The following is a 22,765-nucleotide window of genomic DNA, read 5'->3' as shown; positions in this document are numbered from 1 at the left end:
CTATTCTAACAGAACCATTGAAAGGAGGACAGTAACTCTTTCTATGGAGCGAAAATAAATGCTTTAGGTTTTACAACCGCGGTTCAGTCCCAATAATACATGATCGCCAAGGCGCCTTCACCTGCATGGGTACTGACAACGGCGGTCGTTTCTTCTATTTTTATGTCTTGGAAGCCCGATAATTCACTAATCGCCTGGCGGACTTTATCTGCCATTGCAAAACCATTTACATGGACAAAACCAATGCCCCTGACTTTTTTACCTTCCGTATCTTCTTTGAATTTCTTGATGAGGAGCTTTACGACCTGTGACTGGCTTCTAGCTTTGGAAACGGAATGCAGTACACCATCCTCCAAATGAGCAATCGGCTTTATGTGAAGCAGGGAACCAATCAAAGCAGAGACTTTCCCGATCCTGCCACCCTTAACAAGATTATCAAGTGTTTCTATGACCATGACCAAGCTTGACTGTTTCTTAATCTGCTCCAGCCTTTCAATTATCTCGGTTACGGATTTCCCTTCCTTGGCAAGTTTTGCAGCTTCGATCACCTGGAATGACATCGCTTTAGAAATGAATTGCGAATCAAAAACGGTAACCTTTGCGTCTGACATGCTTGCCGCACTCTCCGCCGAGCGTACAGTACCGCTCATACCACCGGTCATATGAATCGACAGGATCTCCGTGCCGTCATTGCCAATTTCATCGTAGACCTCTACAAAAGTTCCTACCGCAGGTTGCGAGCTCTTTGGAAGTTCTTTTGCCTGATTCATCCTTTGCAAAAATTCAACTTGCTCGATTTCAACCTTATCCAAAAAAGTCTCCCCATCAATGGAAATCGATAAAGGAACCATGGTGATATCATAATATTCCAGTTCTTCAGGTGTCATATCCACCGTCGAGTCTGTTACAATTTTAATTTTATTCATCAATACACATCCCTAAATTAACATATCTATTGTATTATACCTACTCAAGGCAAGCTTTCAAACTTTTTTTATATCAAGGGCTTCACCTCGAAAAGATTACACAAAAAAAGACCATTCCATACACTAACCTTACACATATGCCGCTTCATTAGATATCTCTTGTAATTCGTGGCATCTGTTGTATCGGATAAGTCAGCGATGGAACAGTCCGCATTAAGCATTATTAAGTAAATTCCCAGGAAAAATTTTGTTGTATACAGGCCATTTGAGTACGGATGCTAAATATTGCTTAAATGAGTAACATTGTTTATGATCTTTATTGGCAAAAACTTTCTTTACGAATATTTCCAAACGCATGGTCAACATAAAAAAATTCGGATCACTTGGCAGTAAGACAGGTATTTCTGATATTGTGACCTTATGTCCAAAACAATCTTTGAATTCCAAGCATTTGAACATCAAATTATCAATCCTCATTTTTAACCGATTGCTTACATTATACACAATAAACCCAAAAGTATAAATATTCAAATGTGTAAAAATACGGACAAATCATGCACGTTTCGAGAATTCAAAAAGGCCCATGATGGACTAATCCCTTCATGGACCTTTTTTCATATACCTTCTTCGATATTACCGTCGCGCATTCCTTCCCGCTTCAGCTTGCGCTTATAGACGACCTTGGATAAGGAAATGCTGATTTCATACAATAACAGCAATGGAACCATTACAAGGAAGTCTGACACAAAGTCAGGGGGCGTAATCGATATGGCGATGACCACCAGTACAAAGTATGCATATTTCCTTAACTTTTGCAGCACGAATGGATTGATGATGCCAATGGAGGTCAAAAACATCGTAACGACAGGAAGCTCGAACAGTACTGCAAAGGGCATGGTCATATTAAAGACGAAAGAAAAGTATTTTTCCGCCGTGAAACTCGTTATGAACATCCCATCCCCCAATTCTATCAAGAACTGGAGGATCGTTGGAAAAATAACGAAATAACCGAAAGCCAGTCCTCCGATAAATAGCAGGAAAAGCGCTGGGATATAGGAAAGCGTCGCCCGTACTTCATTTGGCATCAAGGCTGGCTTAACGAATAACCAGATTTGCAGGGCAATTATCGGTATCGTTGCTGCGATGGCTACCACGCCTGAAAGCATGAAGTAAATCCAAATGATATCACTCGGACCCAACACCATCAAGTCAAAATCTAAATCCTTCACGAACCAATGATAAATCTGTTCAACATAAATAAAACTGGCGATAAAAAAGATGAGAAAAGCAACAGCAGTAATGATGAGCCGCTTTCTTAATTCATCAAGATGATCGATGATATTTAATTCTTTATCTTCCAAAATTGATCACGCCTTCAAAATCAGTATCAAAGTTTAAGCATAAAGGCGCAAGACGAATCCATCTTACGCCCACCATTTAATCATTCATGATTTTTTTGTTGTAATTTCTTATCTTCTTCATAATCGCCTTTTGTTAATTCACTCGTGGACTTTTTAAATTCACGAAGCGTTTGTCCAAATGCACGGCCAATCTCTGGAAGTTTCTTCGGACCGAATATTATTAGTGCCAATACCAGGATGAGAATTAGACCAGGTACTCCAATGTTCGACATGGATACAACCCCTTTGGTGTTATAATTAAACCTACCTTGATTATAATACCATTTCCAACCATTTGAAAGTAAACCGACTATCCGTCATACAACGGCAACAAGTATCGGCAAAATGCTCGTTATGACTGGGAAGGTAGAATAAAAGTAAAAACCTATGAATTATTCTATCCTAACTTATCATGTGTCCGCTGTTTAAATCAACAGGTGAAATAAATTACTGTCTTTATTGACCTCGACGAATGAGAATCCTTTTTTATTCATTCTTTGGATGAGTCCCTCATAATCATTCCTTACTTTCAACTCGATCCCCACCAAAGCCGGCCCGCTTTCTTTATTGTTTTTCTTCGTATATTCAAAACGGCTAATATCGTCATTCGGCCCTAACACCTCATCAAGGAATTCCCTTAATGCTCCCGCGCGTTGTGGGAAATTCACGATAAAATAATAAAGCAGCCCTTCATATAATAAAGATTTCTCCTTAATTTCCTGCATCCGGCCAATATCGTTGTTCCCTCCGCTGACCATGCAAACAACCGTCTTCCCTTTAATTTGCTCTTTGTACAAATCCAAAGCCGCTACGGATATTGCCCCTGCTGGCTCGGCGACGATTGCATGCTGATTATATAAATCAAGGATCGTCGTACAGATTTGCCCGGAAGGAACGACAACGATATCTTTGAGGTTTTCTTTACATAACCGATATGTCTTCTGGCCTACGCACTTGACAGCTGCACCATCGACAAAGGTATCTATGCTTTCAAGCTCCGTAACCTTCCCTTCCTTAAAAGAATATTCCATCGAAGCTGCATCAAGCGGCTCCACTCCAATGCATTTCGTATTGGGAGAAACCAATTTGAAATAACTGGATACACCAGCCATCAGTCCGCCACCACCGATTGCCGCGAAGACATAATCAATTTCATCTTCACAATCATTGAGGATTTCAACAGCGGTCGTACCCTGACCAGCAATTACTTTATCATCGTCAAATGGATGAATGAAAGTGCGCTCCTCTTCTTCACAACATTCCATCGCCATCGCAAAGGCATCATCGAATGTATCACCGGCCAGAACGATTTCCACATTATCCTTGCCGAAAAGCTGCACTTGATCGACCTTTTGCCTTGGCGTCGTGGCCGGCATAAAGATTTTCCCGTGGATCCCTAACTGACTGCAGGAAAAAGCGACACCTTGTGCATGGTTACCAGCACTGGCACATATCACACCATTCCTCGTCTCATCAAGGGTCAAACTTTTCATTTTGTAAAATGCCCCTCTTAATTTAAAGGAGCGGACATGTTGAAGATCCTCGCGTTTTAAATAAACATTACAATCATATTTATCAGATAGCCTCTGATTTTTTTGTAGAGGAGTATGTAGAACAATGTCTTTCAGTTCTCTGTAGGCAATTAGAATATCTTCCAATTGGATCCCCCTATTCATTGATGCTGTCTTATTCATAACAATCCCTCATTTCCTTCCTAATCAATTCAATCATTATAGCACTTTACTGTCGCTAATGTAATTGATTTTTCTAAAAATTCTTTCTTTTGTTCATACCATAAAAAAAATCCGATCATGGGTTTTCTCCATGGTCGGATTTGTCGGTTATTTTTTTTGTAGAATATTAAAATCATGTGCAAAGCGATTTTTTTCATCGACGTTTCCTTGAATCGAGGAGATCTTTTCCCAATCATTTTCATCAATTACGGGGAAGAACGTATCACCCTCAAAGGTTTCATGAATCTCGGTAATGTATAATCGATCGGCAAATGGCAGGATTTCTTTAAAGATTTCGGCCCCGCCAATCACAAATACCTCGTCATCTCGATTGTCTGCATACGTTTTGATTTGGGAAATATCATGTAAGACCACACAGCCGAACGCCTTGAAACCCTGATTGCGGGTAACGATGACATTTTCCCTTCCAGGCAGCACCCTGCCAATCGATTCGAATGTTTTTCTTCCCATGACAATTGGATGGCCCAACGTCACTTTTTTAAAATATTGCAGATCTGCCGGCAAATGCCACGGCAGTTGATTATCATTACCAATCACACGGTTTTGATCCATGGCGACTATCAACGAAATCATATGCTTACCTCACCCTTAATATGGGGATGTGCTTCATAATTTTCCAGTACGAAGTCCTCGAAGCTGAAATCAAAGATATTTTTCACTTCCGGATTTATTTTCATGATTGGCAATGGTTTAGGGTCACGAGTCAATTGCAGCTCCACCTGTTCCAGATGGTTAGAATAAATATGGACATCCCCAAATGTATGTACAAATTCCCCCACTTCCAAATCGCACACCTGAGCAATCATCATCGTTAACAGGGCATACGAAGCTATATTAAAGGGAACTCCTAAAAAAACATCCGCCGAACGTTGATATAACTGGCACGAGAGCTTGCCGTCAGCCACATAGAATTGAAAGAAAGCATGACAAGGCGGCAAGGCCATCTCATCCAATTCCCCAACATTCCATGCACTCACGATCAACCTTCTTGAATTGGGATTCGTTTTGATTTGCTCGATCAATTCGCTGATTTGATCGATTTGCCTGCCATCAGCCGTTCCCCATGAACGCCATTGATGACCGTATATCGGTCCTAGTTCCCCAGCTTCATCGGCCCATTCATTCCAGATGCGCACGCTATTTTCCTGAAGGTAGCTTACGTTCGTATCTCCCTTCAAAAACCATAATAATTCATGGATGATCGCCTTTAAACTAACCTTTTTCGTCGTCAGGACAGGAAATCCTTCTTTTAAATTGAATCTCATTTGATAACCAAAGGTACTGATCGTTCCTGTTCCCGTACGATCGCCTTTTTGAGAGCCATTTTCCAGGACATGCTTACATAAATCCAAATATTGCTTCATGCTTTACCACCTTTTCTACATTCATTCATCTTATTTTAACGTAAATCGGCTCAAATGTTTAATCTAATTGTTTAATAAACTGGTAGGTTTCGGGTGCTTTTTGTTTCAGTAATTCGTTTTGTTCGGCGTTTACATAAAACATGGCAAACGTTTCAGCGAAATACTCTTCAGGATAATCAGAAAAATACGACTGACCCGGAAACAGCCCATCCACTTCCTTACCCCAAATCGTCAAATAATCCATATCTTTCCTAATTCCTTCAAATACAATATTATCTATGGAATGCGCCAGTTCATGGAGCTCCAAATTGATGGATCCATGCCCGTTGCCTTTATTGCTCGCTCCAATCTTGACCAATACGGTATGAGATCCGCCCATGCCAGGCACATCATCCCAGGTCGTTTTTTTGTTGATATACCCCCGGGGCGTCTCTCCTTTTAACTTAGCGGCAGATTGATTTTCAGTCAGGCTTCCTTCAAATAATTTAACCCTCACACCACTGTCAGCCGTTTTCACCAATAGTGAATCGGGCAGCTTATCAATTCTTCTCACGATTTTGAGCGCTTCGCGTTCATCGAATTCCCCTTCTGGAAATAAAAATATTTTTTGCAAATCTTTATTATCCTTAAATAAATCAGCTTGTCTCAAAAGATTATTTTTAGGCAAACTACGCCATTTCACTCCATCTTCCTTAGCTAATGAATAGGAGAGCATGGATAAAAAAAAGGCAAATACCGCTATTATTATTAGCCATTTTTTACGTTGCATACTCTTCTCTCCTTCCTTCATTTCACGATTATCCCTCTAAAACTATTATTCTAGTATAACATATACAACAGAAGCGATAACTCCTTGTTTTATTGGTAAATTTGGCAGCAGTTCATCTCGCATGAAGCACCATTGCTGCAATCTTTCATATAATAAATATATATAATGTGTAAAAGGCTTAAGGTGATTTCATGGAAACCAATAATAAAAATGCCCTTTTGAACGAAAATCGGGAACTCGCTGAAGAAGTCCTTGATATTTACAGTTTAAAAATTTTCATCATTCTCGACCTTTTACTGTTTTCCATTTTCTTAGGCATCCTGCTGCATCCTCTACTGTCTTCTCTCTGGCTCAATTTTTTATTGCCTTTGCTCTTCTTCACTACTTTTACAGGCCTTCTTCAAATCCTTGATTTGCTCCACAAAAAAAGCTGACACCATTTACTAGGTGTCAGCTTTTTTATGGGGGTATACCATTTGACCGTTGATTTTCACTGAAGCTGAAAGCCGAGGAGGCTCTCGGACCGCCCGCGGAAAGCGAGCTCCCGCAGTGAAACGAAACGTTCATAGTAAAAATCATCAAAGTCAGCTTTTTTCAGCTTTTTTCTTTTTTAAAGTGTAATGCTAGCGTGGTGCCGAAAATCAGCAGAATGAAGGCAAAAAATATTGCGGGCGGTATTTCAATTCCCACAACGGCTATCAGCATTTTAATTGAAATAAACCCGATAAGCACATAGGCCGCCGTTTCCAATTGCGGGACCTTATCAATCAATTTCAAGAATACCCCTGCAACCCCCCTCATCATCAGGACTCCAATCACCCCACCGGTAAGGAGGACCCACACTTTTTCACTCACTCCGAAGGCAGCCAATACGCTGTCGACGGAAAATGCGATATCCATCAGTTCTACTGACGCTACCGTTCCCCAAAACGTACCAAACATACGAATCAATAAGCTGTTTTTACTCATTCCCTCGATCGCTTCTTCATCCCCGGCTCGTCTTCTTCTTTTATTCCGGAAGTATTTAAAAGAGAGCCATCCGAGATAGGCCGCTCCAATTACTTTCACCCACCATAACTTAATGAGGAAAACACCGATACCAATCGCTACGAACCTGAAGGCATATGCACCCAATAAACCATAAAAAAGGGCTTTTTTGCGCTGTTTTACCGGAAGATGCCTGACCATTACGGCTAATACCAAAGCATTATCCGCTGATAGCAATCCTTCCATCAAAACGAGCGTTCCAATCAGTCCCCAGCTCACTGGATCGGATAAAACCTCGACCCACATAGGCCAGTCGAAAAATTGGGCATATGTTTGAATGATATTATTCAACAACTCTGACATGTTAAAGACTCCTCTGCTCCGATTCCTGCATAATCAATGATCATTCTTCATTATTCCCACTAATGCCTGGGATAATATCCCCTATTTGAAGCTGAACACAAAAAAATACGTTGCATGACAACGTATCAAACACTGCTTTTTACCTTACTCTTGCATTGAAATAAAATCATGATTTTAACCTAAGAAAGCAATTGTTTACCTGTCCATTCAGGCGGTGTGTTTTTATCCCAATATATTTTGCCCATATCATAATGAGTGGCAAACGCATCATGATGAGTATGATAGTGAAAATTGAACCAATACCCTTCAAGCGGAGGATTTTCCTGCCTGACGTGGAAGCGGATGATATCCTTCCCGCTTAATGAATCATAAATATTGAAAATCTTCTCTGCCCTGCCTGCACTTGGCTGTTCGGTAATCGTTAATTGCTGTAATTGTTCATCTGGAAAATGTTCGGCCATTTCTACAATGGCCTCTTCCATTTTAGGTAATATCGCCAACTTGAATTCGTCGCCGATTTTAGGGTTGATCTTTTCGCCAAATTTCATAAATGCGTTTTCCTCTGCTTTATCAAGTAATCCTGATAAAAACTCTTCCCGGTTGAATTCCTCTTTCCGTTCAGTCCGATTCTGTGAAGCAAGATAGGCTAAGCCTTCTTCTTCGACCAACCCTTTTTTGGTATCCTTTAACGAATCGGCTTCAGCAAGCCACGCCAAATCTGTTGGGGTGACAAGGCCGAACGTCAAAACGGATACTAAAATGACGAGACTTTTCCTGAACCAAGCGGTTGCTTTCAACTTAACACTCCCCCCTTCTTGACTTCATTTTCTTTATATTTAGTATACTTTTATTTTTTGGCAATTACGAATATATAGTGTCCTATGTTTGAAAAATTTTAAAAAAGGATACATACCTATATAACGCGATATGAACCCAAACTTTTTCACTAAATATCGAAAACGCGAATTTAAATGAAGGATTTTGACGATATTTGGAGAACTTAATTAGATTCAAGTCTTTTTAAGGAGGGTCTTATATGGCTTTAACCACGACTGCCATGGTGGCTTTATGTCTTGTAACATTAGCATTTTTCGTATATTTATCATTTGCCGATTAAGAATAAATGAATACTTACGAAAAATCTCCTTGTCATTCTCCTACGATGGCAAGGTTTTCTTTTCACACATAAAGTCGCACATAGTGCTCATAAAAGGACTGGATACTGGAGGAATGACTTTGGACAACAATAAACGGACCACTAAAGAAGAAGATTATAAACGGGAAACGGCTTCAGGAGATGCCGGAATGGTCGTGACCGCCCATCCCGTAGCTACGTCGGTTGGTGAAAAAATATTACGTGAAGGCGGGAATGCCGTTGATGCGGCGGTTGCCATCCAATTCGCCCTCAATGTTGTAGAGCCAATGATGACAGGCATCGGCGGCAGCGGTTTCCTGATGGTATATAACGCGAAAGACAAGGTTACAAAAATATTCGATGGTCATGTAAGGGCACCTAAAGCGGCCCATCCTAACATGTTCCTTGATGATGATGGTGAAGTCATCCCATTTAGAGAACGGTCGATCAAGGCTACGGCGATAGGTATTCCGGGAATCTTGAAGGCGATGGATGAAGCTCTCTCAGAGTACGGAAGCAAGCCACTTGAGGACCTGATTGAGCCTTCGATTGAATTTGCCGAAAAAGGTGTTCCTGTCAATTGGGTGCTCTGTGATGCTCTTGAAAACTTTGAATATCGATTAGGCGACGAAGCCCGTAATTTCTTTATGCCTGAGGGTAAACGATTCAAAGCTGGAGACTTACTGATCAAAGAAAAATTGGCAAATACGTATCGAATATTGCAACGCGAGGGAATTTCCGCTTTTTATGACGGGGAAATCGGGAAAGGCATCATTTCCTGTATAAAGGAACTGGGCGGTTTCATGGAGCTTTCCGATTTACAAAACTATAAAGCCACCATTGACGAACCGATGTATGGGACGTACAAGGATTATTCGATCGCTTCATCCATGGCTCCAAGCGCGGGTGGCTTCACGGTCATTCAAATCTTGAAAATCCTGGAGAGCTTCCACATAGAGCAATATGATGTTCATTCTTGGGAGAAGTATTATTTAATTGCCGAAGCGATGCGCTTAGCCTTCACCGACAAAAAGGCATTTCTTGCTGATCCGGAATTTGCGGAATTACCACTGAAAGGTCTCATGCACGATGACTATATAGCGAAACGCCGCTCTTTCATTAATTTTAAGTCGAGGAATAACGCCATCGACTTCGGTAACCCTTGGATCTATGATTCGGTCAACAAAACCGAAGTGATTCCGCAGCCCAATGACGAAGATATCAGTGAAACGACACATTTCACGGTCCGTGACAGATGGGGCAATATTGCCGCTTGCACGTCAACGGTGGAACACCCATTCGGATCGGGAATTATGGTTTCCGACTATGGCTTCATGCTTAATAACGAATTGACGGATTTCGATTCCGTTCCTGGCGGCATGAATGAAGTGCAGCCGAACAAGCGGCCTGTCAGCTGCAAAAGTCCGACCATCATTTTTAAAGACGGAGAGCCGATTTTAACACTTGGATCACCTGGAGGACCGACCATCATCAGTTCAGTGGTTCAAACGATCATTAATGTGCTCGACTTGAACATGGACTTGAAAGACGCCATTGAAGAACCAAGGATTTTCACGCCGATGGGTCCGCACATCGAATGGGAAGCAGGCATGGACATGAACAGCAAAGGGCAATTGGAAGCAATGGGATTCGCCTTCAATGAAGTACCCCATTCCATCGGGAACGTCCAGGCCATACAAATCAACTCAGATGGCTCTAATTATGGCGCTGCCGATTCGAGCCGAGAAGGCTGTGCCATTGGTTTGGATGAAGCAGATTATAAGCTTGATCAGAGAACGGAAATGTAGCCAAAATGGAATTTTGATGTTTTTCTCTTTTGAACATCAAAACCGAATTCCTCAAAGCGGGTGCTGCGGAAGTGGTCTTTCAACACGACTCTCTTTCGCGCCACCCGTTTGGCTTGTTCCATTAATTCCATCGATAGCGCCTTACCTTCCGCAAAGTGAGTCAGCCCTTTAATTCCATGTGATTCAGCAATCGTTTCCTCAAACATGGGATCAAAATAGACTACATCAAAATGTTTATCAGGCATTGATTTAAGCATTTCATAATGATCGGCATGAATGACCTCAATCCTTCTCATCGCTTCAATCAACTTTTCTTCTGCATCACTCCACATTTTCAAACCATGTTCTACTAGCAGGGCCAAATATGGATTGCCTTCCAATGCAACGATTCTTCCCTGTGCCCCGATTGCAAAGCTCGCGACAATCGCATCAGAGCCCAAGCCCAGCGTGCAATCCAGCACAGAGCTGCCTGCGGATATATCTCCGGCAAGGAGAAAAGGATCACTTTCGCCGCGAATGATCCTTTTCATGCGGATCATGGCAAGGTTCGGATGAAAGAAGAATGGTTCCTTCTCGTTGTATCGATATAACTCCATTCTTTTTTTTCCATATACTAGACAGTCTTCTTCTCCGTTTTCACATTGAATATCGCGCACCGAGCGCTTTTTCCGGGCTATAAAGGGGATATGTAATTCTTCTGCTACCCTTTTAGCTAACATTACCGCCTCTTCATCGGCTCTACCTGCTGTTGTGACAAACATGCTCCTACCCCTTTTTTACACGCATAAATTTGAAAGGAATGCCCCGTTACCGGGACATTCCATTTCATCACTTATTTACTTGGCTGAATGCCGTTAATAAATTTTCCATTATCGCTTCCATTGGTTGCCCTTCAATATCATGACGAGGAATGAAGTGTAAAACCTCTTTGCCTTTTAGAAGAGCCATAGATGGTGAAGAAGGTTCTATTCCGTCGAAGTATTCCCGCATTTTAGCTGTTGCTTCCTTATCTTGACCGGCAAAAACCGTCACAAGATGATTCGGCTTACCCTCTTCTGCTTGAAGAACGGCTTGGGTGGCAGCTGGACGAGCTAATCCTGCGGCACAGCCACAAACTGAATTAACGACCACTAGAGTGGTACCATCTACAGAATTCATAAAGTTTTCAACCGCTTCAGCGGATTCCAACTCTACAAAACCTGCTTGAACCAGTTCTGCACGCATTGGCTTCACCATTTGTTTCATATATTCATCATATGCCATCGACATAAAAAAACCCCCTAGATTACAATTCTTCAATTAGTTAATCATACTATATTTTTGCGTGAATATGCAATAATAACGCTTACTTCTCATTGAATTCAATGCTATGGCTGAAGGCTTCTTTCACCTGCAAGAAACATGGTAATCCTTTTCATTTCAATCTGACACTATACAAACACAAACAGAGTTTGTCTTCAGTTTTTTTATTGAATAATTGTATTGTTACCTTTGGACAATGGAGAACTATTAAAATACTCAACAACCAATGAAAATGGCTATTGAGAGTACAAATTGCCAAAAGGAATTTCAAAAGGGGTCCGGAACTTTTAAGTTCCGGACCCCTTTTGTCTACAATCTGAGCAAACCCCATGAGGTCTGTTTCATTTAGAGCATACTGCCAAATTATACTTTCATGACTCCGCCTGAGCTTGCATTCGTTACAAGCGCGGAATAGCGTCCTAAGTAGCCTGTTTTCACTTTGGACTCGAAGCCTTTCCAATTGGCTTTGCGTTTTTCGAATTCTTCAGCGGATATTTCCAATTGGATGGTCCTGTTTTCCAAGTCCAGCTCGATGATATCACCATCTTCTACAAAGGCGATTGGGCCTCCCTCAGCGGCTTCAGGAGAAATATGACCGATGCTGATGCCGCGGGACGCACCCGAAAAACGTCCATCGGTGATCAAGCCGACTTTGGCTCCAAGGCCCCTTCCGACGATTTGGGAAGTGGGTGCCAACATTTCCGGCATACCTGGGCCACCTTTAGGTCCCTCATAGCGGATGACCACTACATTCCCTTCCTTCACCTTTCCGGTTATGATTCCCGATAATGCATCTTCTTGGGAATCGAAACAAATCGCAGGTCCTCTGTGATACCCACCAACCGATGCGTCAACGGCCCCCACCTTAATGATCGAGCCTTGCGGGGCAAGATTTCCAAACAATACCGCAAGCCCCCCACGCTCAGAATGCGGGTTTTCAAGAGGGTGGATGACATCTTTGTCCATGATTTCACAACCGACAACATTTTCACGGAGCGTTTTGCCTGAAACGGATAGGCAGTCCCCATTAAAGGCACCTGGTTTTTTGAGCAGCTCGTTGATGATGGCACTGACACCACCGGCATTATGTACATCTTCAATATGATAATCCGATGCCGGGGCAATTTTCGCTAAATGCGGTACCCGGTTCGCGATTTCATTGATGCGCTCCATTGGATATTCGAATCCTGCTTCATGTGCCAGTGCAAGTGTATGGAGAACGGTATTAGTTGATCCGCCCATGGCCATATCCAAGGCAAATGCGTTATCGATGGCATCTTTCGTCACGATATCACGTGGCTTGATATCCTGCTTGATGATTTCCATCAATTGTTTCGCCGATTTCTTAACGAATTCTTTACGTTCCTCGGCCACGGCCAAAATCGTGCCATTTCCCGGAAGCGCAAGTCCCAGACCCTCAGCGAGACAGTTCATGGAATTTGCCGTGAACATACCCGAACATGATCCGCAAGTCGGGCATGCAACTTCCTCGATCTCCTGCAGATCCTCTTCATTGATGTTACCTGCTTGATAAGCACCGACACCTTCAAAAACGGATGTTAATGAAAGAGATTTTCCGTTTTTATCTTTACCTGCTTTCATGGGCCCGCCGCTTACGAATATTGTCGGGATATTGACACGAAGTGCTCCCATCATCATTCCCGGTGTTATCTTGTCACAGTTTGGAATGCAGACCATTCCGTCAAACCAATGTGCCGATACAACCGTTTCCACCGAATCTGCGATGATTTCCCGGCTAGGCAAGGAATAGCGCATGCCGATGTGACCCATTGCTATACCATCGTCCACTCCGATCGTATTGAATTCGAAAGGAACACCGCCCGCTTCACGAATGGCCTCCTTGACTATTTTTCCAAATTCCTGAAGATGGACATGCCCTGGAACGATATCAATATAAGAATTACAAACCGCAATGAACGGTTTGCCGAAGTCTTCTTCCTTAACCCCTGCTGCACGCAACAAACTTCTGTGAGGAGCACGATCGACTCCTTTTGTTATCATGTCACTTCTCTTGCTTGATGTAGACATTTTGTTGTACCCCCGATTTCCACTAAATGTTTAATAATTCAGATAATATAGTTTTTAGTTTACTCTAAAAATTCTAACATATCTACATTCAAATGCAACCATTCAACACGAATAATCTACAAAAATCATTTTACTAAAATAATAGAGAGCAAATTTATATCTTTTAAACTCGGTAATATTGAAAAATGTTCCATTTTTTAGTGTTTTGAAATTCGACCTGAAATTGTCCAACGACTTCAAGAATCGCCCCTAAAATGTAAAAAGGGATGCGAATTAAATCATCCGCATCCCTTTTGGCTTTATTTTTTGAGATCGTTTTACGTTTTTCCCAATGTATCACTTGTCATTAGCTTGTCTTGATTCGGTCATTTGCTTCCATACCGAGCCTTTTGCTTCTTCCCCATTTTCTATCCGGTCAATCGCCATCTTGATCTGCAGGGCAACTTCAAATTCAGGGTCCTGTTCCGCTTGCTTTAAGTACGGAAGGGTTGACTCATCACCGGCTTCGTATAAAAACATCGCCGCCCTCCATCTAACCAATTTATTTTTATCCGAGAGTGATTGCGACATTTCTCCCATCGCCTCTTCAAAACCCAGGTCGGATAAACAGTCACCAGCCGTCCGTCTTACAGCAGCACTCTTATCCTTCAATGCCTTGTAAAGACTTGGTAGCACTTTTCTATCCTCGATCATCCCCAAGTAAACTACCGCAAGCCTTCTGATGGAGACCTTACTGTCAGACAGTGCCATATCCAATACCGGGATATCATCGACCATTGGATCTTCCATTTGTTCCAGAGCCTGATAACGCTTTTCCCAGCTTTCGTCATTGAGCAATGCTGCAGTCAGTTTTACTTTTGGCCGTTTCACGAATGCTTCTTTCTTATCGGCGGTTTGTTCAGTTGCCGCAACAAGCTGTTTAATCCGTTCTTCCGGGTAAGCGGCAATTAGCTCGTCCGATACTTCCTTGACGATATCTTCCATATCTCCATATCTTACACCGTAATCCTTCCATTTCCGAAGCAAAACTACGTTATCATCTTCTTTTTGCGCAGCGGAAATCCCCTTCAGGAAATAATCCGGTAAGGCAAAACGTTTTTCGTGTTGGCTATCACTCGCTTTAATTTGCATCGGAATGCCTTTGAATTGTTGGATCGCTACCGTTACTTCACCATAATGTTCATTTAGGATCGTTTGCTCGTTTTGTTCTTCCGTTTTTTCTCCGAACACCTGTCGGATTCCGATCAAGATATCTTTCCAATCAAATTTCGCATTGCGTTCAACTGCCAAAAAGTCCGCAACATGATAGACACCCTTCACTCCATCGATCGTAAATAAATCTTTAATAAGCTGAGGTGCTTGTTCAGCTTGATCCTTTTTATAATTATTGCTTTTACCTGCTAAAAGCTCTTCGGTTAGATTGATTTTCATTGTATTCGGACTTGGTGTAGGTTCTATCGATTTTATTTTCATATTTATCTCTCTCCTTTTACAAAACGTTTTCATGTACTAGATATTATCACAATGAAGCTATATTCTCATGCAATTGAGATTGGCAAAAAAAAGACTGGACCACGTTTTTTACCTTGGTACAGTTCCCGCTTATTCAGCTTCCAATTTTTCCGCTAAATACGTCCATCTTTCCATTAAATGCTCGGATTTATCATTTAGTTCCTTTTCTTCTTCAAGCAGCAGGCGGACTCGTTCAAAATCGCTCCCGGCTGCTGACATTTCCGTCGTGATGTCTTTGAGGCGCAGCTCGACTCGTTCCATGTTTCCTTCAATTTCTTCCCATTCCTTACTTTCGGCATAGGTTAGTTTTTTCTTTTTCTTTTCCGTGCGGTTAGGCTGAGGCTCTGGCGTTTTTACAGGTGTCGCCTCTTCCGACTTTTCTTCGAGAAACTCGGAGTAATTCCCATAATAGAAATCGATCTCCCCTTTTTTCTTGAAGACAAGAAGCTGATGGCATGTCTTATCCAGGAAATACCGATCATGCGATACGGTTATGACGACACCTGAAAACGTTTCTAGGTAATCTTCTAAAACGGTTAAGGTTTGCGTGTCCAGGTCATTCGTCGGTTCATCCAATAACAGGACATTTGGTGCGGCCATTAATATATTCAGGAGATATAATCGCCTTTTTTCGCCACCGGAAAGCTTACGGATTGGCGTTCCATGAGATCCCATCGGAAAGAGGAACCGTTCAAGCATCTGTGCGGCGGAAATGAAGCTGCCATCTTTAAGAGCAATTGAATCGGCCGTTTCGCGAATATACTCGATCATGCGAAGGTTCTCATCCATATCGACGCTTTCCTGCGTATAGTAACCAATTTTAACGGTTTGCCCCATTTCCAGGTTTCCTTCATCGATCGGCTCCCGTCCCGCCAATATATTCAACAGGGTCGATTTTCCACTGCCATTATTGCCGACGATGCCAATTCGATCACCCGGTTTAAAGAGGAAGGAAAAATGGTTGATGATGGATTGATCACCAAAGGATTTAGAGACATCTTGCAGCTCCAGAACCTTTTTCCCAAGCCGGGCACCACTCAATTCCATTTCCAGGCTCTCCGTTTTTTGCTTATCCTTCACACCCGATTCCAACGTTTCAAAACGCTGGATACGAGCCTTCTGTTTCGTAGTCCGAGCTTTAGCACCTTTACGGATCCAGGCTAGTTCTTTTTTGAATAAGCTTTCCTTTTTCGTTCTCTCGGCAGATTCGTTCTCTTCACGAATGGCTTTGGACTCTAAATAATCCGCATAGTTTCCTTTATATTCGAAAAGCTGCGTTTGAGCGATTTCCCAAATTTTATTGGAAATACGATCAAGAAAATAGCGATCATGGGTTACGAATAAAACCGACTTCTGGTATTTCCCCAAGTATTCTTCCAACCAAGTGATGCTTTCGAAATCGAGATGGTTCGTAGGCTCATCCAAAATCAGTAAATCAGGGGTTTCAATCAATGTTTTTGCCAGAGCCGCACGTTTTTTCTGGCCCCCTGACAGCTCTCCCAACTTCCGTGAGTGATCGGGAAGGCCAAGCTTGGTCAATATCGTTCTGGCATTGGCACTCGTATCCCAGGCGCCAAGCGAGTCCATATCCTGTTGCTGTTTTAACAATCGATCCTGAACAGCGCCATTCTGTGGGTCCAGCTGGAGTTGAACCAGCGTTTTTTCATACTCCTTGATTAACGAGAATACTGGTGTTGAGCTTTCGTACATATATTCCATGATCGTCAATTTCTCATCAAAATGCGGATCTTGTGATAGATAAGAAATCGTGTAATCGTTCGGATGATCCTTCGTTCCCAGATCACTATCTTCCAATCCGGCAATAATATTCAACAATGTCGATTTACCGGTGCCGTTAATACCGACGATCCCGATTCTTTCCCCTTCAGTGATCGAAAAAGATACATCTTTAAAAAGGAGTTTCTCTCCTTGGGTTTTCATAACTTGTTCCATGCTAAAAACTTTCATAAGCGTACATCCCATTCCTTATAAAATTCCTTTAAATATCCAACCATAAATTCATGTCTTTCACTAGCAATCTTTTTGGCGGTACTGGTATTAAGCATTTCTTGCAGTCGCAGCAATTTTTCATAAAAGTGATGAACGGAAGAGCTTTTCCCCTCCCTATATTCCTGCTTGGTCATGTTTTCCCTTACAGGCAACGAAGGATCATACATAAGTCGTCCCTTTTTCCCGCCATAAGCAAATGTCCTCGCAATCCCAATGGCACCCAATGCATCCAATCGGTCCGCATCCTGAACAATTTCAGCTTCTATCGATGAAAGCTTCAGCTGCCCCGAACTAAATGAAATGGAGTCGATAATCCGTTTAATGGCGTCAACGATATCGCTGTCCAATTTTATTTCCTCAAACCACTCATCCAACTTTCCCCAACCAGCATGAACATCTTCGTTTAATTTATCATCCGGGATGTCATGAAGCAGGGCCGCCATTTCAATGATGAATTCATTCCCTTTTTGTTCTTCTTTTGCAATATGTAAAGCCAGCTTCCGAACACGATCGATATGAAACCAATCATGGCCGCTGGCATCTAAATTCAATTGATCATGTACATACTTCTCCGTTAAACTAATCATCGCTTGTTTCATTTCACCACTCCATGTCCTTACCATTTTATCATGGTTCTCAATATTGTAGTGCTTTAATCTTCATTGAACCAACTGATTCCAATCGTCTGTTCCCCGGTATGGACACCTATCGCACTGCCAAGCGGAGATATATGGGTAATAACGGGGGGAAATTCATGTGATATCCGCTTTTTCCACCTGCGGGCTTCTTCCAACACCCCACCATATAAGATGGTGCATTCTTTTACTTTACCCATTTCGATTGCCCGGCGAAAATCTGCGAAAATTTGATTTTCCGCTTTTTTGAGGTTTCGAGGCTTGGATTTAGTCTGAAGCAAGCCATTTTCAATCGAAATGATGGGCTTGAAGCTGAGAAGACTTCCAAGAATATACTGTGTGTTCGTAAGCCTGCCGCTGCGATGGAGCTGATCCAAAGAACCGATCACCACATAGGTTTCATGATTATCCGCATACATCCTCGTTTTCGTAAAGGCTGAATCGATGGAGTGCCCTTCATTTATATAGTGCATCAGCTTTTTCAAGATTAAGATCATCGGAAAGGAAATGAGTAACGTATCAAATATGTTAACGGGAATCGTAACCATTTGTGCAGCTTGCCTGCTCGCGGAAACGGTACCGCTCAATTCACTTGAAAGATGCACAGCTATAATTCGATCATAGCGTGTTTCAAGTTTTTTGTATAACTCATGGAATTTGCCTACCGACGGCTGTGAAGTGGTTGCATGAATTTTTTCCTCCCGCATCCTTCGGTATAGTTCATCAGGTAAAAGATCGACACCGTCTTCATATTCCTTCCCATCCATGATGACGATCATCGGAACGACGTATACATGCTCATTCTTTGTTAATTCTTCGTCCAAGGTCCCCGTACTATCCGTTATCCAGGCAATTCGTTCCATCCTTTCTCCCCCCTAAATTGGTGTCTCCTATACTATTCAACCTCCTCACCAACTGTCTCCTTTCGATAGCTTGGACTGACAAAAAGAGCCCAACAGAACATGCTCCTTCTGATGAACTCGTGTTGTTTTATCATAATAATTTTTTTAAATCACTTTCAAGCTCCAAAGGTTTTGTTTTGGGCGCGTATCGACTGACGATCTTTCCATCACGGTCGATCAGAAACTTCGTGAAATTCCATTTTATTGATTTCGAACCCATCAATCCTGGAGCATTTTCAGCCAAATAGCTGAACAATGGATGAGCTTCCTTTCCATTTACATTCACCTTTGCAAACATCGGGAAGGTTACACCATGATTCAATTTACAGTAAGAATCAATTTCAAGATCATCGCCCGGCTCCTGATTCAGAAATTGATTACAAGGAAAACCTAGTACCACTAGACCGTCCTCTTTATATTGTACATACAAGCTTTGCAAATCATCATACTGTGGCGAAAAACCGCATTTGCTGGCAGTATTGACGATAAGCATCACTTTCCCTCTGTATTCCTCAAGCGAGATGGTTTCGCCATTGATCTTAATGACTTCAAATTCGTAAATGGACATGAATGATCTCTCCCTTTATGTGGTGATGTTATTCTACCGTATTCGAACGTATCTTTACCAATATTAATCATCCAACTCTTCCGGTCATCCCGGAATATTCACCGCTCGTATGGATTGTATCAGATACTCTACCATATCTTCCAAGTCTTCCATCTGCTCTTCTTTTATAAGCCTTCCAAACGATACTTTAAATAAAGAAGAATGAACAGGTTCAGATTTTTTACTGATCGTTTCGCTCGTTTTCACTGTAATGATCCTTCGATCTCCCCAAATCTTTTCCAAATCATTCAAAAATGCTTCGACTCTCACTTCATCAAGCTTTGTCGGAAAAGAAATGAATATATCAACCGTACAACCGGAATGCGTTTCATTCACATTGGAATCAAGCAGCTCCGAACTTAGATTCTGAAGTGTTGCGTGTATCTCGATGGCACCGCTGATCGATTGGGGCGCTATTGCTTCCTTTAATTTCATCTCAATTTTATAAGATCTTGACATGGTAGAAAGGTTCACTAGTTCATCACGGCTTATGACCAATATATCTCCGATGAAGTCACGATCATAAACCGCCCCTTCCAATACTACCTTCATGTTCTCGAATGCTGTAGGATCAAACAACCTGCATACACCTCTCCCAATTTTTCAATTTATGTATTCATAATCTCCCCATTTTATCATTCTCCGGCAACTTCCTTCTGATTTTTTAAGAAATTATTAAAATAGCTTTTCTATTCAATAATTTTCTATATAATTAAAATATTATGATTTTTGAAAAAGGAGGCTAATCATGCCAATCAGAATTCCGGAACAACTGCCAGCTAAAGAAATTTTAGAACAGGAAAATATCTTCGTAATGGATGAGGAAAGAGCTACCAATCAGGAAATCCGCCCATTGAATATATTGATTCTGAATCTTATGCCCGAGAAAGAAAAAACGGAAGCTCAATTACTGCGCTTTCTTGGCAATACACCCATTCAAGTAAATATATCATTTTTGCGCTTAAGCACACATGAATCGAAAAACACAAGTAAATTTCATTTGGATCAATTTTATAAATCATTTGATGATATCCGCACAAAGAGATATGACGGCATGATCATAACAGGTGCTCCAGTGGAGAAACTGGAATTTACAGACGTTAACTATTGGGAAGAACTGCAAAGCATCATGAATTGGTCTGCTGAAAATGTCACGTCGACCTTACATATTTGTTGGGGAGCTCAAGCAGCTCTTTACCATCATTATGGAATAGGGAAATACGAACTGCCAAAGAAATGCTTCGGCGTATACACTCACGAGGTACTGCAACCAAATGAAAATCTGGTTCGCGGATTCGATGACTTTTTCATGGCACCTCATTCGCGCTATACGGATATTGACTACCAAAAATTAGTGAATCACCCAGAATTGAAGATTTTGGCACAGTCCGATCAAGCAGGCGTTCTGATGACCGCTTCTGTTGATGGGAAGAGAGTTATGGTGACCGGTCATTTCGAGTATGATGCCGATACACTCGGAGAAGAATACAAACGCGATAGGGAACGTGGAATCGATACACCCCTTCCTGAAAATTATTATCCTGAAAATGATCCGAACAAGGTACCACTTCATCGCTGGAAGAGCCATTGCAGCCTAATGTTCTCTAATTGGCTTAACTACTATGTGTACCAATCCACCCCATATGAATGGAATTGAAAGGGTAAGAAAAATGAAGCTTACTCTTTTAGGTGAATATCCAGGAAACAAAAAACCTGAGTCCAAGCCTCAGGTTTTCATGTTTCATGATTCCTTATTGCCAAAATATACTTCTTCAAATGGTTGGACGACCACAAACCCCTGACCTACGAATTTCATTTGAACAGATTCACCGCTTCCTCTTCCAAAAAACGACTTTAACGAGACATCCGTTACGAATTCTGGTTGTAGTTCTCCTGACCAAGCTACTGTGGCATTTGGATCCGTATAGACAGGATTTCCAGGTTCGACCATTAATGTAAGCGGCTCATAATGGGAAGTGAATGCGACCATACCTTTGCCCTCGAGCCTGACATTGAACAAACCACCCGCCAATAACCCGGCAATGCGTCGCATCATTTTTATATCCCATTGAATACTTGGCTCAAATGCGAGTAAATCGTTCCCATTCACACAGATGGATTCGCCATTCAACTGGATAATTGAAATCTTCTTTCCTTGATCTGCAACATATAGCTTGCCGTTTCCGGTCGCTTTCATTAAAGAAGCACCTTCACCAGTTAACGCTTTTTTGAACAGTTTACCAAGACCGTGCTCCAAAATCCCTTCCCGCTCGAACTTTATTTGGCCGCGATAAGAAACCATTGTCCCCATCTTTGCCCAGATTTGCTGTTCTAGGTTGATTTCCAAAATTCGTTCGGTTTCAAGCTCAAACAAGCCTTGCCCTTTATCCTGCTGCTTTGTCTTTTCAACAAATTGATCGATTTGATACTTCTCCATCACTCAACCACCTCTTTTTGAAGGAGGAATAACCACATGAACGATACCGCTTGCTTTAAATCCTTCGAGAAATGTCCTAGTTTAGTATAGTCCACCCCTCTCTTCGCAACTCCGGTATCAGCGACCGTTTTCCATCCTGTTTCCGTTGCCATTTTCTCAAATTCCCATGGCAGCATGGTATTCATGATCACTTCGTCCCCTAATAACCGTTGGTAACTGAAGTTTTTCCGTGGTTCCGCTGTCGGACCAAGTATACCAACACACATATAACCTCCAGGCCTTATTACCCGTTGAATTTCCTTCATCACGGTTAAAGGTTCGCCCGTATACTCCAACGAATTAATGACCATAGCCGCATCCATTTCTTCATCCTTGAAAGGGAGATCATTAAAATCTCCTTGAATAAATGAAAGATTGGAGTGACGAACCGTTTTCCCTTTTGCAAAATCTATCATGACACTGGATAAATCGATGCCAGTCACTTCGAATCCCGCTTGGGCCAGTTTTAAAGAACCAACTCCATCTCCACAGCCTATGTCAGCCACCTTCAATCCCGATTGCACATAGTCGGAAAAAAACGGAATAATATTTTTCCGGCTACCCGTCTCCCACATTTCTTGCGAATTCTTCACCCACTTAGGAGCAAAGTCATCCCATTCCTTTTTCGATTCCTTATGCCAAGTATGTATATTCATTAAGCATTCCACCTCCCATTAAGCCCCCTCTTTATATAAGTAACTGAAACAATATCCGATTCCTGTTACCAATAAACTACGAATAAGAGGGCTTATGTATAACTATTCTG

At 41.9% G+C, this 22,765-nt stretch carries 23 protein-coding genes; 2 read left to right on the top strand and 21 right to left on the bottom strand.

The window, feature by feature from the left end; genetic code table 11:
- Nucleotides 1–83 precede the first annotated feature (83 nt).
- The 10 genes from ASU00_RS06950 to ASU00_RS06900 all read right to left on the bottom strand — a co-directional run bounded on the left by ASU00_RS06950 (nt 84) and on the right by ASU00_RS06900 (nt 8,360).
- Nucleotides 84–926: a DegV family protein gene (locus tag ASU00_RS06950; RefSeq protein ID WP_057912732.1), complete on the bottom strand. Its 843-nt coding sequence runs from the start codon at nt 924–926 to the stop codon at nt 84–86.
- Between the two features lie 213 nt (nt 927–1,139).
- On the bottom strand, nt 1,140–1,385 hold the full coding sequence (locus tag ASU00_RS06945) for a DUF2535 family protein (protein WP_236712621.1): 246 nt from the start codon (nt 1,383–1,385) through the stop codon (nt 1,140–1,142).
- A gap of 155 nt (nt 1,386–1,540) precedes the next feature.
- The gene (gene tatC, locus ASU00_RS06940) at nt 1,541–2,287 is read right to left on the bottom strand and encodes a twin-arginine translocase subunit TatC (RefSeq protein ID WP_057912730.1); all 747 of its coding nucleotides are present in this window, start codon (nt 2,285–2,287) and stop codon (nt 1,541–1,543) included.
- 80 nt (nt 2,288–2,367) lie between these two features.
- Complete coding sequence (gene tatA / locus ASU00_RS06935) at nt 2,368–2,559, bottom strand: twin-arginine translocase TatA/TatE family subunit (RefSeq protein WP_057912729.1); 192 nt, start codon at nt 2,557–2,559, stop codon at nt 2,368–2,370.
- A 192-nt stretch (nt 2,560–2,751) separates the two neighbouring features.
- Entirely contained in the window at nt 2,752–4,020 is a 1,269-nt protein-coding gene (gene ilvA / locus ASU00_RS06930) for a threonine ammonia-lyase IlvA (RefSeq protein WP_057912728.1), read from the bottom strand.
- A 147-nt stretch (nt 4,021–4,167) separates the two neighbouring features.
- Nucleotides 4,168–4,653, bottom strand: coding sequence for a dihydrofolate reductase (locus ASU00_RS06925; protein WP_057912727.1), 486 nt, complete (start codon nt 4,651–4,653; stop codon nt 4,168–4,170).
- Nucleotides 4,650–5,444, bottom strand: a complete 795-nt coding sequence (locus ASU00_RS06920; protein ID WP_057912726.1) for a thymidylate synthase — start codon at nt 5,442–5,444, stop codon at nt 4,650–4,652. The genes ASU00_RS06925 and ASU00_RS06920 overlap by 4 nt, the downstream gene beginning before the upstream one ends.
- Nucleotides 5,445–5,502: 58 nt before the next feature.
- On the bottom strand, nt 5,503–6,213 hold the full coding sequence (locus ASU00_RS06915; RefSeq protein ID WP_057912725.1) for an anthrax toxin lethal factor-related metalloendopeptidase: 711 nt from the start codon (nt 6,211–6,213) through the stop codon (nt 5,503–5,505).
- Nucleotides 6,214–6,807: 594 nt separating this feature from the next.
- Nucleotides 6,808–7,563: a TerC family protein gene (locus ASU00_RS06905; protein WP_057912723.1), complete on the bottom strand. Its 756-nt coding sequence runs from the start codon at nt 7,561–7,563 to the stop codon at nt 6,808–6,810.
- A 179-nt stretch (nt 7,564–7,742) separates the two neighbouring features.
- The gene (locus ASU00_RS06900) at nt 7,743–8,360 is read right to left on the bottom strand and encodes a YpjP family protein (protein ID WP_057912722.1); all 618 of its coding nucleotides are present in this window, start codon (nt 8,358–8,360) and stop codon (nt 7,743–7,745) included.
- Nucleotides 8,361–8,793: 433 nt separating this feature from the next.
- Between ASU00_RS06900 and ggt the strand changes: the two genes are divergently transcribed.
- Entirely contained in the window at nt 8,794–10,506 is a 1,713-nt protein-coding gene (ggt, locus tag ASU00_RS06895; RefSeq protein WP_152983698.1) for a gamma-glutamyltransferase, read from the top strand.
- On the opposite strand, the gene ASU00_RS06890 is transcribed toward ggt, so the two are convergent.
- The 9 genes from ASU00_RS06890 to ASU00_RS06850 all read right to left on the bottom strand — a co-directional run bounded on the left by ASU00_RS06890 (nt 10,488) and on the right by ASU00_RS06850 (nt 20,102).
- On the bottom strand, nt 10,488–11,267 hold the full coding sequence (locus ASU00_RS06890) for a class I SAM-dependent methyltransferase (RefSeq protein ID WP_057912720.1): 780 nt from the start codon (nt 11,265–11,267) through the stop codon (nt 10,488–10,490). The two genes, ggt and ASU00_RS06890, sit on opposite strands and share 19 nt — an antisense overlap.
- Nucleotides 11,268–11,334: 67 nt before the next feature.
- Complete coding sequence (locus tag ASU00_RS06885) at nt 11,335–11,775, bottom strand: BrxA/BrxB family bacilliredoxin (RefSeq protein WP_057912719.1); 441 nt, start codon at nt 11,773–11,775, stop codon at nt 11,335–11,337.
- A gap of 396 nt (nt 11,776–12,171) precedes the next feature.
- Nucleotides 12,172–13,857 (bottom strand): dihydroxy-acid dehydratase, encoded by a 1,686-nt coding sequence (ilvD, locus tag ASU00_RS06880; RefSeq protein WP_057912718.1) that lies wholly within the window; start codon nt 13,855–13,857, stop codon nt 12,172–12,174.
- 336 nt (nt 13,858–14,193) lie between these two features.
- Entirely contained in the window at nt 14,194–15,330 is a 1,137-nt protein-coding gene (locus ASU00_RS06875) for a conserved virulence factor C family protein (protein ID WP_057912717.1), read from the bottom strand.
- A 129-nt stretch (nt 15,331–15,459) separates the two neighbouring features.
- Complete coding sequence (locus ASU00_RS06870; RefSeq protein ID WP_057912716.1) at nt 15,460–17,337, bottom strand: ABC-F family ATP-binding cassette domain-containing protein; 1,878 nt, start codon at nt 17,335–17,337, stop codon at nt 15,460–15,462.
- The gene (locus ASU00_RS06865; protein ID WP_057912715.1) at nt 17,334–17,978 is read right to left on the bottom strand and encodes an HD domain-containing protein; all 645 of its coding nucleotides are present in this window, start codon (nt 17,976–17,978) and stop codon (nt 17,334–17,336) included. Before ASU00_RS06865 ends, ASU00_RS06870 begins: the two co-directional genes overlap by 4 nt.
- Before the next feature lie 53 nt (nt 17,979–18,031).
- Nucleotides 18,032–18,877, bottom strand: coding sequence for a DegV family protein (locus ASU00_RS06860; protein ID WP_057912714.1), 846 nt, complete (start codon nt 18,875–18,877; stop codon nt 18,032–18,034).
- A 130-nt stretch (nt 18,878–19,007) separates the two neighbouring features.
- Nucleotides 19,008–19,484, bottom strand: a complete 477-nt coding sequence (locus tag ASU00_RS06855; protein WP_057912713.1) for a glutathione peroxidase — start codon at nt 19,482–19,484, stop codon at nt 19,008–19,010.
- Between the two features lie 84 nt (nt 19,485–19,568).
- Nucleotides 19,569–20,102: a hypothetical protein gene (locus tag ASU00_RS06850; protein WP_057912712.1), complete on the bottom strand. Its 534-nt coding sequence runs from the start codon at nt 20,100–20,102 to the stop codon at nt 19,569–19,571.
- A 169-nt stretch (nt 20,103–20,271) separates the two neighbouring features.
- On the opposite strand from ASU00_RS06850, the gene metA reads away from it, so the two are divergent.
- The gene (metA, locus tag ASU00_RS06845; protein WP_057912711.1) at nt 20,272–21,180 is read left to right on the top strand and encodes a homoserine O-acetyltransferase MetA; all 909 of its coding nucleotides are present in this window, start codon (nt 20,272–20,274) and stop codon (nt 21,178–21,180) included.
- 84 nt (nt 21,181–21,264) lie between these two features.
- Here the strand turns inward: metA and ASU00_RS06840 are convergent, their stop codons facing one another.
- Together ASU00_RS06840 and ASU00_RS06835 are read right to left on the bottom strand one after the other, a co-directional pair.
- Nucleotides 21,265–21,960, bottom strand: a complete 696-nt coding sequence (locus ASU00_RS06840) for an AIM24 family protein (protein WP_057912710.1) — start codon at nt 21,958–21,960, stop codon at nt 21,265–21,267.
- A complete protein-coding gene (locus ASU00_RS06835) occupies nt 21,960–22,655 on the bottom strand; it encodes a class I SAM-dependent methyltransferase (RefSeq protein ID WP_057912709.1) in 696 nt (231 codons plus the stop codon). The genes ASU00_RS06840 and ASU00_RS06835 overlap by 1 nt, the downstream gene beginning before the upstream one ends.
- Between the last annotated feature and the right edge of the window lie 110 nt (nt 22,656–22,765).

Source organism: Peribacillus muralis (genome assembly GCF_001439925.1).
In the GTDB taxonomy this organism is placed as follows: Bacteria; Bacillota; Bacilli; order Bacillales; family DSM-1321; genus Peribacillus; species Peribacillus muralis.
This window is presented reverse-complemented; position numbering and strand designations above follow the sequence as displayed.

Coding starts and splice junctions, on each gene's coding strand:
- ASU00_RS06905 (WP_057912723.1), bottom strand. CDS start 7,563: ATGTCAGAGTTGTTGAATAATATCATTCAAACATATGCCCAATTTTTC.
- metA (WP_057912711.1), top strand. CDS start 20,272: ATGCCAATCAGAATTCCGGAACAACTGCCAGCTAAAGAAATTTTAGAA.
- ASU00_RS06920 (WP_057912726.1), bottom strand. CDS start 5,444: ATGAAGCAATATTTGGATTTATGTAAGCATGTCCTGGAAAATGGCTCT.
- ASU00_RS06925 (WP_057912727.1), bottom strand. CDS start 4,653: ATGATTTCGTTGATAGTCGCCATGGATCAAAACCGTGTGATTGGTAAT.
- ilvA (WP_057912728.1), bottom strand. CDS start 4,020: ATGAATAAGACAGCATCAATGAATAGGGGGATCCAATTGGAAGATATT.
- ASU00_RS06950 (WP_057912732.1), bottom strand. CDS start 926: ATGAATAAAATTAAAATTGTAACAGACTCGACGGTGGATATGACACCT.
- ASU00_RS06945 (WP_236712621.1), bottom strand. CDS start 1,385: ATGTTCAAATGCTTGGAATTCAAAGATTGTTTTGGACATAAGGTCACA.
- ASU00_RS06835 (WP_057912709.1), bottom strand. CDS start 22,655: ATGAATATACATACTTGGCATAAGGAATCGAAAAAGGAATGGGATGAC.
- ASU00_RS06875 (WP_057912717.1), bottom strand. CDS start 15,330: ATGAAAATAAAATCGATAGAACCTACACCAAGTCCGAATACAATGAAA.
- ASU00_RS06870 (WP_057912716.1), bottom strand. CDS start 17,337: ATGAAAGTTTTTAGCATGGAACAAGTTATGAAAACCCAAGGAGAGAAA.
- ASU00_RS06885 (WP_057912719.1), bottom strand. CDS start 11,775: ATGTCGATGGCATATGATGAATATATGAAACAAATGGTGAAGCCAATG.
- tatA (WP_057912729.1), bottom strand. CDS start 2,559: ATGTCGAACATTGGAGTACCTGGTCTAATTCTCATCCTGGTATTGGCA.
- ggt (WP_152983698.1), top strand. CDS start 8,794: ATGACTTTGGACAACAATAAACGGACCACTAAAGAAGAAGATTATAAA.
- ASU00_RS06865 (WP_057912715.1), bottom strand. CDS start 17,978: ATGAAACAAGCGATGATTAGTTTAACGGAGAAGTATGTACATGATCAA.
- ASU00_RS06915 (WP_057912725.1), bottom strand. CDS start 6,213: ATGCAACGTAAAAAATGGCTAATAATAATAGCGGTATTTGCCTTTTTT.
- ASU00_RS06855 (WP_057912713.1), bottom strand. CDS start 19,484: ATGTCCATTTACGAATTTGAAGTCATTAAGATCAATGGCGAAACCATC.
- ASU00_RS06840 (WP_057912710.1), bottom strand. CDS start 21,960: ATGGAGAAGTATCAAATCGATCAATTTGTTGAAAAGACAAAGCAGCAG.
- ASU00_RS06890 (WP_057912720.1), bottom strand. CDS start 11,267: ATGTTTGTCACAACAGCAGGTAGAGCCGATGAAGAGGCGGTAATGTTA.
- ASU00_RS06860 (WP_057912714.1), bottom strand. CDS start 18,877: ATGGAACGAATTGCCTGGATAACGGATAGTACGGGGACCTTGGACGAA.
- ilvD (WP_057912718.1), bottom strand. CDS start 13,857: ATGTCTACATCAAGCAAGAGAAGTGACATGATAACAAAAGGAGTCGAT.